This window comes from Catenulispora pinistramenti, from assembly GCF_018274385.1.
GTDB lineage: Bacteria > Actinomycetota > Actinomycetes > Streptomycetales > Catenulisporaceae > Catenulispora > Catenulispora pinistramenti.
In genome coordinates this window covers 1-12381 of sequence record NZ_JAAFYZ010000119.1, presented here as the reverse complement: position 1 = coordinate 12381, position 12381 = coordinate 1, and the positions used below count along the sequence as shown (strand labels likewise).

The following is a 12381-nucleotide window of genomic DNA, read 5'->3' as shown; positions in this document are numbered from 1 at the left end:
CCGCGCGGGCCCGGGACCTCGGTGAGCTTCTCGGTGGCCGCCGAGCCCAGGTCTGCCGCGGGGTTCAGGCTTTCGGTCACGCTGTCGTGCACGGCATCGCTCCTGTCGTCGGTCACCCCTCGATGGTCGCACGTTCGAGGGGGTCTTCGGTGCCCGGGTCCGGTAGCCCGCGAGGGGTTCCCGACGCCGTGTCGGCATGGTGTCGGCCATGGCGTCGGCGGTGGTCGCGGGCGAGCCGCGGCGCCCCGGTGGCGCCCGCGTTGCGGCGGTCGGACCGATTCCCTTGCGGGGGCGGCTTTTCAGCGCTTGTCTCTACCTCCAATCGCCACCTCCAAGCCGGCCGCGAGCGTGGTCGCTCGTCGGGCATCGGATCACCGCCGATGTCGGGGATTGGACCACCTCCGAACACCCGCGGCGCACCAGCGCCGCCCGCCCCGCGTCCCGTGCCAGCGCGCCTCCCGTCGGGCCTGTGGCGCGGCGGCGTACGCTTCACCCATGGCACCCAGCCGCGCGGGCGACCCGCGGGAGTTCGCGGAGGCCGTCGCCGCCTTGTCGGCGGCGTCCCTGCCGGCCGCGATCGAACTCGACGCCCTGCCGTCCCCGGTGAACCTCGCCCCCTTCGCGCACGCCGTCGGCGGCGCGGTCGTCTCCGCCGACTCCGAGGGCGGCGAGGAGGACCTGGCCACCGGCCGCCTGGTGCTGCTGCACCGGCCCGGCGGCCACGAGGAGTGGCGCGGCGCGTGGCGGTTCGTGGTGCTGGTCGAGGCGGACCTGGAGGCGGAGATCGCCGAGGACCCGCTGCTGGCCGAGGTCGCCTGGTCCTGGCTGATGGACGCGCTGACCGAGCACGGCGCCCCGTTCACCGCCGAGGGCGGCACGGTCTCCCGCTCCTCCTCCCGCGGCTTCGGCGGCCTGGCCGGCCGGCCGGCGACCACGGCCGTGGAAGTGCGCGCCTCCTGGACCCCGGCCGGCGACGACATCGACTTCGCCGCCCATCTGAACGCCTGGTGCGCGCTGATGATGATGTGCGCCGGCCTGCCGCCGGAGTACGAGGGCGTGGCGAACCTGCCGCCCGCCGGGTCCCGCCGGTGACTGGTGTGACTTTCTGACGCTTCCGGATCTCCGGGCGCTCCAGCTCCATTGTGTTACGTCGGGCTCACCTGATCAGCCCAGCCGTTTCCCCCGGACGGCCCAGCCCGCGACCCCTTTGACCCGTCCCGCCCCATCAGTCGCGGAACCGCACGTCGGACGCTTGTAGGCCGATGACATCACGTGGGGTGACTAGACCTCACGCTCAGTCACTTGACGTGGCGTGAGTCACACTCGCCCAGCTCAGGGCCTGTTGTCTGATCTTCATATGCCCGACCGGGCCGCCTTCGGTGAACTTGCGAGCATTAGCCCTAAAGGTGCCTGCTTGATCTGCCGATGACCTGAATGGACCGATCCGCTACCGAGTGGAACCGGTCGCTGAGCACAAGCTCGCAGCACCCCAGGAGGAGGTTCGGTGTCGGTACTCGTCGACAACACCGCCAACCTGATCGCATACCGGCCGGCCCGGCTGACCGCGATGGTCGTCGTGGCCGACCCGCGGGTACGCCAGTCGGTGACCCGGCACCTGTGGGCGCTCGGCGTCCGCGACGTCCTGGAGGCGCAGACCGCCGCCGAGGCGCGGAGCCGGATGTCCGCCACCCGCGATCTGGCCGTGGTGGACATCCACCTGCCCGACGGTTCCGGCCTGCAGTTGCTGGCCGAGATGCGGGCGGCCGGCTGGGCCGGCGGACTGGCCGTGTCGGCCGCCGACGACGCCGGCGCGGTACGCGCCGCCCTGGCGTCCGGCGTCCGCGGCTTCGTCATCACCGGGGCCCGCCCGGTCGCCGCCGGCCGGCCGGCGATGGCCGGCGTGCACGCCGCCAGCGCCAACCGGGTACGGCCCAGCGGCGGCCTGCCGCCCGGGGCCGCCGCCCTGGCCGGGGCCAACGGCGCGGCCCAGGCCGCGCACTCCGGCTGCCGGGACCTGTCCGCGCGCGAGATCGAGGTGCTGCGGCTGGTCGCCGACGGCCGCTCGAACAAGGCGATCGGACAGGCGATGGGGCTCTCGGCGCTGACCGTGAAGAGCCACCTGGCGCGCATCGCCCGCAAGCTGGGCACGGGCGATCGGGCCGGCATGGTCGCGGTCGCGTTGCGCGGCGGGACCATTCACTGACGGCGGTCGTTAGTGTAAGGGCGTGACGAGTTCCAGTACGCCGGCGGGACCGGCGAGCCCCGAGCAGATGCCGCAGGTCGCCGAGCCGCCGCCCGGCCTGGTCCCGCTGCTGGAACCGCGTGAGGGACTGCCGCCGGTCACGGACACCGAGCCGGCGCTGGCCGCAGCCGTAGAGGCGTTGGCGGCCGGCACCGGCCCGGTGGCCGTGGACGCCGAGCGGGCCAGCGGCTACAAGTACAGCCAGCGCGCCTACCTGGTCCAGATACGCCGCCAGGGCGCCGGCACCTTCCTCATCGACCCGATCGCCTGCCCGGACCTGTCGGCCCTGGCCGGCGACGGGCCGGCGCTGGCCGGTGCCGAGTGGGTGCTGCACGCCGCCTCCCAGGACCTGGCGTGCCTGGCCGAGGTCGGGATGTACCCGCCGGCCCGGCGTGCCGACGGCACCGGCGGGCTGTTCGACACCGAGCTCGGCGCCCGGCTCGGCGGTCACGAGCGGGTCGGCCTGGGCCCGCTGGTCGCCGAGGTGCTGAAGCTGGAACTGGAGAAGGGCCACTCGGCCTCGGACTGGTCCACGCGTCCGCTGCCCGAGGCCTGGCTCCGCTATGCGGCGCTGGACGTCGAGGTCCTGGTCGAGGTCCGGGACATCATCGAGGACGAACTGCGCGCGGCCGGCAAGCTGGAGTGGGCGCACCAGGAGTTCGACGCCGTGGCCAGCGCCCCGCCCCCGAAGCCGCGCGCCGAGCCCTGGCGCCGCACCTCAGGCCTGCACAAAGTGCGCCGCCCCCGCCAGCTCGCGGTGGTGCGCGCCCTGTGGGAGTCCCGCGACGACCTGGCCCGCCGCCGCGACATGACCCCCACCCGGGTCCTGCCCGACCAGGCCATCATCGACGCGGCCCTGAGCCTGCCGGGCACCGCGGCCCTGATGCGTGCCATCCCCGGCTTCAGCGGCCGGATGCGCTCCGGCGACGTCCCCCGCTACTTCGAAGCCCTCACCAAGGCCCGCGAGCTCAAGGACGCCCAGCTGCCCAAGCCCGGCGCCGCCCCCAGCGACGGCCCGCCCCCGGTCCGCGCCTGGGCGGACAAGGACCCCGCCGCGGCGGAGCGCCTGACCGCCGCCCGGGAGTCCATGGCCGGCCTGGCCGCGCGGTACTCCCTGCCGGTCGAGAACCTCCTCGCCCCGGACTCGCTGCGCCGACTGTGCTGGAACCCGCCGGCCACCGCCCCGAGCGACGAGCAGGTCGCGACGTTCCTGACCGCCGCCGGGGCCCGGCCGTGGCAGGTGCGGCTGGCCACGCCGACGATCGGCGGAGTGCTGCGGCAGGTGGCTGCGCGGGAGAAGGAGCCGGGGGAGTGAGGGCTGCGGTTCAAGCGGCGTCCGGGGGCGGGTCGCACTCGGGTCCGTTGCGCCAGAGCTGGTCGGCGGTGCCGGCGGCCAGACGCCGGGCGTAGAGCTCGACCTTCCCGTGGATGACGTCCAGTGCTTCCTGGAGATCGGCGACCTGCTGCTGCACCTTGGCCTCGTGGCGGCGCAGGATCGCGAACCGCTCGGTCTCGGTGCCCGGGCCTTGGAGTACCAGCTGTGCGTAGTGGCGGATCTCCGGCAGCGGCATTCCCGATGAGCGCAGTTTCGCGCACACCTTCAGCCACGCCACCTCATCCGGGGTGAAGACGCGCCGGCCCGCGGCGTTGCGTCGTACCGGTGCGATGAACAGCCCTTCCTGTTCGTAGAACCGCAGGGTGTGGGTAGTCAGCCCGGTCAGCTCGCTGACCTCGCCGATGGTCAGGGTGGACTTCGCCGCTGTCGTCATGCCCCGCAGTGTAGGAGCTTGACTTCGAGTCGACTCGAAGTCATAGCGTCGGTGAGATCCCGAAAGAAGGAACATCATGGCTCTCACCTGGTTCATCACCGGCACCTCCTCCGGCTTCGGACGGCTGCTCACCGAGCGGCTGCTCGCCCGCGGCGACCGCGTCGCCGCAACCCTGCGCCGTCCCGAAGCGCTGGCGGATCTGCGCGCCCGCCACGGCGATCGACTCTGGACCGCGCGGCTCGACGTCACCGATGCCGAGCGGGTGCGCGCGGTCGTGGACGACGCGTTCCAGGCGCTCGGCACCGTCGACGTCGTCGTCAACAACGCCGGCTACGGCCTCTTCGCCGCCGTCGAGGAGGCGGCCGACGAACAGATCCGGCGCGTGATCGAGACCAACCTGCTCGGTTCGATCCACGTCATCCGCGCCGCGCTCCCGCATCTGCGGGCCCAGGGGCACGGGCGCATCCTGCAGGTCTCGAGCTCCGGCGGTCAGACCACCTACCCGAACTTCGGCTACTACCACGCCTCGAAGTGGGGGATCGAAGGCTTCTGCGAGACGATGGCCCGCGAGATCGCCCCGTTCGGCATCGGCGTCACCATCATCGAACCGGGCGCGACGCCGACCGGCTTCGGCCCTTCCCTGGACACGGCGCCGGCCATGCCGCAGTACGAGGACACGCCGGCGGGCGAGGTGCGACGGTTCCGGGACGAGGGCACGTTCCCGCTCCCCAACGATGCGGGGCGGATCGCCGACGCGATGATCGACATCGTCGACGCCGGGGCGATGCCGCTGCGCCTGCCCCTGGGGGTCGACGCCTACAACGACGTGCGGGCGGCGTTAGTCGCCCGACTCGCCGAGCACGAAACGCATCGCGATGTCGCCCTGTCCGTGGCCAGGGACGTGGCGAGCGACGCTGCGCGTAGCGACTCGCGGTAAAGGCCCGTGGCCGCCACCGCTCTCAGGACTCTCCTTCCAGCGCCGCGTCGTACGCCTCCCGCTGCGTCTCGATCCGGTCGGAGTGGTCGGCGGCCCAGTTCACCAGGTCCAGCACCGGCACCAGCAGGCTGTGCCCCAACTCCGTGAGCTCATACTCCACGCGTGGCGGTACCTCCGCGTAGACGGTCCGGGAGATCAGCCCGTCGCGCTCGAGGTGCCGCAGGTTCAGCGTCAGCATCCGCTGTGAGATACCGCCGATGGCCTGCTGGAGCGCGGAGAACCGGAGCGGCCCCTGGTGCAGGCTGCCGATGATCATCAGGCTCCACTTGTCGCCGATCCGCTCCAGCACGCTGCGGACGAAGCGGCCCTTGCCGCCGTGCTCCTGACAGGCCGCCGGCGGTCCGGGGAACATCGGGACTGCCGGCGGTACCGGCGACGGCACCAGCGGGGGGTACTCCGGCCCCGACTGCGCTTCCCGCTGAGTCTGCGTCACCATCGCTTCTCCCACTCTCGCCGTGCCGGGTTCCTGACCTGGACGGTCACATCCATGTGCCTGGCCGCACCCCGGTGTGCCTTTTGTAGACCATCCGTCGATCACTCATCATAAGCCACGAACAAAAGGTAACCATCGAGCTGAGGAGTATTCCATGGCCACTCTGCTGCACATCGACGCCTCGCTGTTCCCCGGCGGGGCCAGCGCCTCTCGCGCCGTCACCTCGACCTTCGCCGACGCCTGGCGCGCGGCCCACCCCGAGGGCACGGTCATCCACCGCGACCTGGCCGCCGACCCGCTGCCGCACCTGGACGCGCTGACCGTCTCGGCCTCGTACGCCGCTCCCGAGGACCACAGTCCGGAGCAGGCCGCCGTGCACGCCGCCCGACTGGCCCTGGTCGAGGAGGCGGAGAACGCCGACGCGATCCTGATCGGCGCCCCGATGTACAACTTCGGCCTCGCGTCCTCGCTGAAGGCCTGGATCGACCACATCATCCTGGCCGGCCGCACGCTCGGCGAGGGTACCCAGTCGCTGGCCGGCAAGCCGATGGTCATCGTGGCCTCCCGCGGCGGCTCCTACGAGCCCGGGACCCCGCGCGAGGGCATGGAGTTCGTCAAGAACTACCTGGGCGCGGTGTTCTCGGCGCACCTGGGCGTCACGCCGGAGTTCATCACCATCGAGCTGACGCTGGCGGACACGGTCCCGGCCATGGCCGAGCTGAAGCCGCTGGCCGCCGCCTCGCGGGCGGCCGCGCTGGCGGACGCCGAGGCGAAGGCCACCGAGCTGGCCGAGCGGCTGTCGGGGGATCCCGTTTCGGTCTGAGCGCGCGGATCATCGTCTGATCGCTGGAAGCGTGTCGGGTCTATCTGATCTATCTGGTTTGTCCGGCCCCGGCCCATCTGGCCGCGCGAAGCCCTGGGACCGGCCTGTGGCGGCGAAGAAACACGCGCGGGTGTGCGGCCCGGTCCAAGCGAGCCGCATACCCGCGCGGCACTCCCACGGTTCGTCTGTCACGCTGGTCGCGCGGTCGCCCGGCGCCGTGACCGCGGTCACCTCACCCCGCGCTCGCCGAACCTTGTTACTCGTGAGTAGCATGGTCGCAGAACCGTTCCGTGTGGAGGAGAGCCAACGTGCCTCAGACCCAGAGGGCCGTGCGACAAGTCGTATTCGTCGACGGCGTCCGTACCCCGTTCGGCAAGGCCGGCCCGAAGGGCGTCTATGCCGAGACCCGGGCGGATGACCTGGTCATCCGCTGCATCCGCGAGCTGCTGCACCGCAACCCGCAGCTGCCGGCCGACCGTGTGGACGACGTGGCGATCGCGGCCACCACCCAGATCGGCGACCAGGGCCTGACCCTGGGCCGGGTCGCGGCGCTGCTGGCGGGCCTGCCCAAGACCGTCCCCGGCTACTCCATCGACCGGATGTGCGCCGGCGCGATGACCGCCGTGACCACCACCGCCGGCGGCATCGCCTTCGGCGCGTACGACGTGGTCGTGGCCGGCGGCGTCGAGCACATGGGCCGGCACCCGATGGGCGAGGGCGTGGACCCGAACCCGCGGATCGTCGCCGAGAAGCTGGTCGACCCCTCGGCGCTGGTCATGGGCTCCACCGCGGAGAACCTGCACGACCGCTACCCGGAGCTGACCAAGGAGCGCTGCGACGCCTTCGCCGCCGCGTCCCAGGAGAAGTACGCCAAGGCGCTGGCCGCCGGCAAGTTCCAGGACGTCCTGGTCCCGATGGCCGCCCGGCACGCCGAGAAGGGCTACGCCGTGGTCACCGCGGACGAGCCGCCCCGTCCCGGCACCACCGTGGAGGACCTGGCCGCGCTGAAGACCCCCTTCCGGGTCCGCGGCCGGGTCACCGCGGGCAACGCCGCCGGCCTGAACGACGGCGCCACCGCCTGCCTGCTGGCCGCCGAGGACGTCGCCGAGGAGCTGGGCCTGCCGGTCCGGATGCGCCTGGTGTCCTACGCCTACGTCGGCGTCGAGCCGGAGGTCATGGGCATCGGCCCGGTCCCGGCCACCGAGAAGGCGCTGGCCAAGGCCGGCCTGACCATCGACGACATCGGCCTGTTCGAGCTGAACGAGGCGTTCGCGGTCCAGGTCGTGGCCTTCCTCGACCACTTCGGCATCGCCGACGACGACGAGCGCGTGAACCCCTACGGCGGCGCCATCGCCATCGGCCACCCGCTGGCCTCCTCCGGCGTGCGCCTGATGACCCAGCTGGCCCAGCACTTCGAGGAGCACCCCGAGGTCCGCTACGGCCTCACCTCGATGTGCGTCGGCATCGGCATGGGCGGAACGGTTATCTGGGAGAACCCCCACTGGAGCGGAGAGAGCAAGTGACTCAGGACCTGACGGCTCTCGCCACAGAGCTCTTCCCGGACGAGGTGGTCACCAAGGCCCCGGTCCAGTTCTTCGACCTGCCCGGGCACTCCGGCAAGTTCGCACTGATCACCCTGGACAACGGGTTCGACCACACCAAGCCGAACACCTTCGGCCCCGGCGGCCTGGTGCAGCTCGGTGCCGCCATCGACGCGGTCGAGGCCGCGGCCGAGAACGGCGAGATCGTCGGCGTCGGCGTCACCGGCAAGCCGTTCATCTTCGCCGTCGGCGCCGACCTCAAGGGCGTCGAGGTCGTGAAGAACCGCGAGCAGGCCCTGGCCATCGCCCAGGCCGGCCACGACACCTTCAAGCGGCTCTCCGCACTGCCGGTGCCGTCGTTCGCGTTCGTCAACGGCGCGGCCATGGGCGGCGGCGTCGAGGTCGCGCTGGCCTGTACCTACCGCACCATCTCCTCCGGCGTCCCGGCGCTGGCGTTCCCCGAGTGCTTCCTCGGCCTGGTCCCCGGCTGGGGCGGCTGCACGCTGCTGCCGAAGCTGATCGGCCCGGACGCCGCGGTCACCGTCATCATCGAGAACGCGCTGTCGCAGAACCGGATGCTCAAGGGCCCCAAGGCCTTCGAGCTCGGGATCGCCGACGTGATGTTCGAGCCGGTGGCGTTCCTGGAGGAGTCGATCGCCTGGGCCGAGCAGGTCATCAACGGCTCGGTCTCGGTCCAGCGCAAGGAGTTCGGCGCCGAGGAGTACGCCGCCGCCGTGGCGCGCGGACGTCAGGTCGCTGATTCGAAGGTGCACGGCGCGGCTCCGGCTCCTTACCGCGCCCTGGACATCATCGAGAAGATGGCCACCGCCTCCGACGACGAGGGCTTCGCCCTGGAGGACGCGGCGCTCGCCGACCTGATCATGACCGACGAGCTGCGGGCCGGTCTGTACGCGTTCAACCTGACTCAGAAGCGTGCGAAGAAGCCGTTCGGCGCCCCGGACAAGGCGCTGGCCCGGCCGGTGACCAAGGTCGGCGTGGTCGGCGCCGGCCTGATGGCCTCGCAGTTCGCGCTGCTGTTCGTGCAGCGGCTCCAGGTGCCGGTCGTGCTGACCGACATCGACCAGGAGCGGGTGGACAAGGGTGTCGGCTACGTGCACGAGCAGATCGGTCTGCTCCAGCTCAAGGGCCGGCTGAACCAGGACCAGGCGAACCGTCTCAAGGCCCTGGTATCCGGTTCGCTGACCAAGGCCGCGTTCGCCGACGCCGACCTGGTCATCGAGGCCGTGTTCGAGGAGATGTCGGTCAAGCAGCAGGTGTTCGCCGAGGTCGAGGCCGTGGTCCGGGAGGACTGCGTGCTGGCCACCAACACCTCCTCGCTGTCGATCACCGAGATGGCCGCCAAGCTCCAGCACCCCGAGCGGGTCGTCGGCTTCCACTTCTTCAACCCGGTGGCCGTGCTGCCGCTGCTGGAGATCGTGCGCGCCGAGAAGACCGACGAGGCGTCGCTGGCCACCGCCTTCGCGGTCGGCAAGACGCTGAAGAAGTCGTGCGTGCTGGTCAAGGACGCCCCGGCGTTCGTCGTGAACCGGCTGCTGACCCGGTTCCTCGGCGAGGTCACCGCGGCGGTGGACGAGGGCACGCCGATCGAGGTGGCGGACAAGGCGCTGGAGCCGCTGGGCCTGCCGATGTCCCCGTTCGTGCTGCTGGAGCTGGTGGGCCCGGCGATCGCGCTGCACGTCGCCGAGACCCTGAACGCCGCGTTCCCGGACCGCTTCCACGTCTCGCCGAACCTGGCGAAGCTGGTCGCCGCGGGCAAGAAGGCGATCTACAAGTGGGACACCGGCGTGCCGGTCATCGACCCGGAGATCGTGGAGCTGTTCGAGCCCGGCACGTCGCCGTCGACCCAGGAGCAGCTGCGGGACCGGGCGCTGAAGGCGATGGCGCAGGAGATCGACCTGATGCTCTCCGAGGGCGTGGTCGGCGAGGCGCAGGACATCGACCTGTGCATGCTGCTCGGCGCCGGCTGGCCGTTCCACCTCGGCGGGATCACGCCGTACCTGGACCGCGCCGGGGTGTCGCAGACCGTCACCGGTCACCGATTCCTGGCGCCGGGGGTGGCTTCCCTGCCGGAATAAGGGTACTTAAATAGAAGGCTGCCCCTGTCCCCCGCCGGACGGGGGCACGCCTCTTTCTCCCGTGTTCCTGACAAGTCCCTGAGTCAAGGTCCTGGCTCTGACATAGCGTTCGTGTTCCGCGACGAGCGGGGCGAACAGCAGCCGCTCGGCCGCACTGTGCACCCTGTCGGTCATGCGTTCGCTCACCCGCGCGCGCAGCCGGGTGGCGGCGCGGCTGGCGGCCGGCCGGCAGATGAGATCCAGCAACGCCCCGGCCGCGAGCGCGACGAGCGCTACGAGGATCGGGAACGGGATCGGGCTGGTGTCCGGCAGGGTGGAGTCCTTGCCGCCGCCGGAGGCCGCGTAGGCGACGGCGCCGCCGATACCGACCAACGCCGCGGTCAGCAGCATCCAGTGCAGCACCTGGACCGCGGTCCACCAGCGGGGGACCAGGCGCGGGCCGACCTCGGTGCCGGACAGCGTGGTGTCGAGGGTGTCGGACAGGCTCTTCACACAGCGATTCCCGATGTTCCGCATCTCCTTGGCCCACAGCGGCGGCAGCGCCTCGGCGACCTGGTCCACGGACTCGGCCACGGCGTGCACGACGTCGTCGTGCTGGATCGGCGGCGGCTCGGGCTCGCTGTCCACCGCGCCGGTCCAGGGGGCGTAGCGGGCCTCGGCGCCGCCGCGGACGCGGGATATCAGGGTTCTGGTGGCGTGCCGGAGCGGCCAGCCGGTGACCAGGGCGGCCCGGCGGCGGTAGGTACCGTCTATGAGGTCTGACATCGCTTGCAGGCTGGTACTGTCGCCCAGAGCTAAGAGCGTGGCGGATTTCGCTTCTGGCGTAAGGGTTTCTGGATTCCTGCCGTCGCGCGGCGTCAGCTCGGCGGCGATGAGGGTGGCCGCTCGGTCGACGTCCGCCTCACTGCGCAGGAGAGCGGCCGGCTTGTGCCTGACCCGCGTGGCTATCAGTTCTCTGAGCTGGTGCAGCCCTTCGCCGGTGCGGGTCGAGGTCAGCACCACCGGCACCCGGTTGAGCCCCGATTCGGCCAGCATCCCTCGCAGGTCGCCGACGCAGGCCCGGGCATCGGCCGCCGCCAACTCGTCGCTCTTGTTGAGGACGACGACCAGCGTCTCCTGGTGGTGGCTGAGGTGGGTCAGGTAACGCTCGTGCCAGGCGGCGTCGGCGTACTTCTGCGGATCGGTGACGAACAGCAGCAGGTCGGCGGCAGCGGTGGCGCGATCGGTCTCGTCCCGGTGCGCCCGGACCGCGGAGTCATGATCGGGGAGGTCGATCAGGACCAACGGGGCGAGTTCGGGCTCTGATCGGCGATTGGTGCCGTTGAGCAGCGTGCCCCGCATGACCCGGTTCTCCTCCGCCACCCCGATGCGGTCCAGCAGCGCTTGGACGTCACCGGCATTCCGGGCATCCCAGACGCAGGCCGTCCCGGTGGTCGTGGTCGGCCGGATCGCGCCGACCGGGGCCAGATCGTAGCGAATCAGGGCATTGAAAAGCGACGACTTGCCGCTGCCCGTAGCCCCGGCGATGACGGTGACCACGTGGGCGGGGGACAGGGCGATGCGCTCATGGACGCGGCGCAGGATGCGGTCGGCCTCCCGCGCGGTGAAGTCGGACAGGCGCTGGTCGGTCTCCTTCAGGAGGGCTTCCAGCGTCGCCAGGCGCGTGGTGAGCGCTTTGGGCCCGCTACTTCGTGCCGGCTCCCCCTCCCTGGAGGGCATGGCTGCGAGCCCGGTGTTGAAGTCCATGCTCAGTCTCTCTCACTCCGGGCCGAGGCCAGCGCCGCGCGCGCCGCCGCGAGATCCTGCGCCTGCCTCGGATCGAGCGCGTAGGCGGCCAGCCGCGCGCGATGGGGTTCGGCTACCCGCTCCAGCAGACGGCTGTTGGTGTCTTTGAGCGCGGTGGCCGCGCTGGCCCGGAGCCGATCGGCGTCTTCGCGGCCGAACATGGTCCGCAGCAGGCCCAGGGCGGCGCTGGCGGCGGGGTCGTCCTCGCCCGCCTTCGTCCCGGTCCCACTCCCGCTACCCGCCAACGCGGCCACCCCCAAAACCAGGCCCGCTCTACGGATCCCGGATCCGGCCGGCCCGATCGTGCGCGTCGTCCGCCGCGAATGCGACTGCTCGAGGATGACGGTCGGCAGCTGATCGAGCCACTCGGCGGCGGCCCGCACCGGATCCGTCGCCCGCCGGGTCGCCTCATCCACCGGCCCGACCTCCGGCGCCCCGGGCGTCAGCTCCCACTGCTCCACGGTCTTGCGCACGGCCCGCTCCAACACCGCACGATGCCCGCGCGCCACGGCCTCCACAAGCGCGGCGCGCAGCGGCGCCGTGGCCGCGTCATGCGCGGTCGGATTATGAAAGCGCGCACTCCAGTCCGCCTCACCGCCGCCCTTACCCCGCTTGCGTTTCCGGCCCGCATCTTCCGCCCCGAACAGGGCACTGACACGCCCCGACCCCAACAACTCCTGCCACCGGACCCGCAC

The 12381-nt window shown here is 71.7% G+C and carries 11 protein-coding genes; 7 read left to right on the top strand and 4 right to left on the bottom strand.

Annotation, left to right across the window (positions count from 1 at the left end; translation table 11 throughout):
* The first annotated feature begins 495 nt into the window (after positions 1 to 495).
* The 3 genes from KGQ19_RS28920 to KGQ19_RS28910 all read left to right on the top strand — a co-directional run bounded on the left by KGQ19_RS28920 (position 496) and on the right by KGQ19_RS28910 (position 3557).
* On the top strand, positions 496 to 1092 hold the full coding sequence (locus KGQ19_RS28920; RefSeq protein ID WP_212014631.1) for a DUF3000 domain-containing protein: 597 nt from the start codon (positions 496 to 498) through the stop codon (positions 1090 to 1092).
* A gap of 412 nt (positions 1093 to 1504) precedes the next feature.
* Positions 1505 to 2203 (top strand): response regulator transcription factor, encoded by a 699-nt coding sequence (locus KGQ19_RS28915; RefSeq protein WP_212014629.1) that lies wholly within the window; start codon positions 1505 to 1507, stop codon positions 2201 to 2203.
* Positions 2204 to 2225: 22 nt separating this feature from the next.
* The gene (locus tag KGQ19_RS28910; RefSeq protein WP_212014627.1) at positions 2226 to 3557 is read left to right on the top strand and encodes an HRDC domain-containing protein; all 1332 of its coding nucleotides are present in this window, start codon (positions 2226 to 2228) and stop codon (positions 3555 to 3557) included.
* A gap of 10 nt (positions 3558 to 3567) precedes the next feature.
* Here KGQ19_RS28910 and KGQ19_RS28905 read toward each other — a convergent pair whose 3' ends face one another.
* Entirely contained in the window at positions 3568 to 4011 is a 444-nt protein-coding gene (locus tag KGQ19_RS28905) for a MerR family transcriptional regulator (RefSeq protein WP_212014626.1), read from the bottom strand.
* Between the two features lie 76 nt (positions 4012 to 4087).
* Between KGQ19_RS28905 and KGQ19_RS28900 the strand changes: the two genes are divergently transcribed.
* A complete protein-coding gene (locus KGQ19_RS28900; protein ID WP_212014624.1) occupies positions 4088 to 4948 on the top strand; it encodes an SDR family oxidoreductase in 861 nt (286 codons plus the stop codon).
* A 22-nt stretch (positions 4949 to 4970) separates the two neighbouring features.
* Here the strand turns inward: KGQ19_RS28900 and KGQ19_RS28895 are convergent, their stop codons facing one another.
* The gene (locus KGQ19_RS28895; RefSeq protein ID WP_212014667.1) at positions 4971 to 5360 is read right to left on the bottom strand and encodes a winged helix-turn-helix transcriptional regulator; all 390 of its coding nucleotides are present in this window, start codon (positions 5358 to 5360) and stop codon (positions 4971 to 4973) included.
* A 235-nt stretch (positions 5361 to 5595) separates the two neighbouring features.
* Here KGQ19_RS28895 and KGQ19_RS28890 point away from each other — a divergent pair, with 235 nt between their 5' ends.
* The 3 genes from KGQ19_RS28890 to KGQ19_RS28880 all read left to right on the top strand — a co-directional run bounded on the left by KGQ19_RS28890 (position 5596) and on the right by KGQ19_RS28880 (position 9901).
* The gene (locus KGQ19_RS28890; protein WP_212014622.1) at positions 5596 to 6264 is read left to right on the top strand and encodes an FMN-dependent NADH-azoreductase; all 669 of its coding nucleotides are present in this window, start codon (positions 5596 to 5598) and stop codon (positions 6262 to 6264) included.
* Positions 6265 to 6572: 308 nt separating this feature from the next.
* Positions 6573 to 7787: a thiolase family protein gene (locus KGQ19_RS28885; protein ID WP_212014620.1), complete on the top strand. Its 1215-nt coding sequence runs from the start codon at positions 6573 to 6575 to the stop codon at positions 7785 to 7787.
* Positions 7784 to 9901 (top strand): 3-hydroxyacyl-CoA dehydrogenase NAD-binding domain-containing protein, encoded by a 2118-nt coding sequence (locus KGQ19_RS28880; RefSeq protein ID WP_212014618.1) that lies wholly within the window; start codon positions 7784 to 7786, stop codon positions 9899 to 9901. Before KGQ19_RS28885 ends, KGQ19_RS28880 begins: the two co-directional genes overlap by 4 nt.
* A gap of 6 nt (positions 9902 to 9907) precedes the next feature.
* Here the strand turns inward: KGQ19_RS28880 and KGQ19_RS28875 are convergent, their stop codons facing one another.
* Entirely contained in the window at positions 9908 to 11647 is a 1740-nt protein-coding gene (locus KGQ19_RS28875; RefSeq protein WP_212014616.1) for a GTPase, read from the bottom strand.
* Between the two features lie 2 nt (positions 11648 to 11649).
* The coding region (locus KGQ19_RS28870) for a hypothetical protein (RefSeq protein WP_212014614.1) at positions 11650 to 12381 on the bottom strand (732 nt) is incomplete at its 5' end.

Excerpts from the sequence above, each read along its gene's own strand:
- KGQ19_RS28905 (WP_212014626.1), bottom strand. The coding sequence starts at position 4,011 with ATGACGACAGCGGCGAAGTCCACCCTGACCATCGGCGAGGTCAGCGAG.
- KGQ19_RS28895 (WP_212014667.1), bottom strand. The coding sequence starts at position 5,360 with ATGTTCCCCGGACCGCCGGCGGCCTGTCAGGAGCACGGCGGCAAGGGC.
- KGQ19_RS28920 (WP_212014631.1), top strand. The coding sequence starts at position 496 with ATGGCACCCAGCCGCGCGGGCGACCCGCGGGAGTTCGCGGAGGCCGTC.
- KGQ19_RS28875 (WP_212014616.1), bottom strand. The coding sequence starts at position 11,647 with ATGGACTTCAACACCGGGCTCGCAGCCATGCCCTCCAGGGAGGGGGAG.
- KGQ19_RS28890 (WP_212014622.1), top strand. The coding sequence starts at position 5,596 with ATGGCCACTCTGCTGCACATCGACGCCTCGCTGTTCCCCGGCGGGGCC.
- KGQ19_RS28900 (WP_212014624.1), top strand. The coding sequence starts at position 4,088 with ATGGCTCTCACCTGGTTCATCACCGGCACCTCCTCCGGCTTCGGACGG.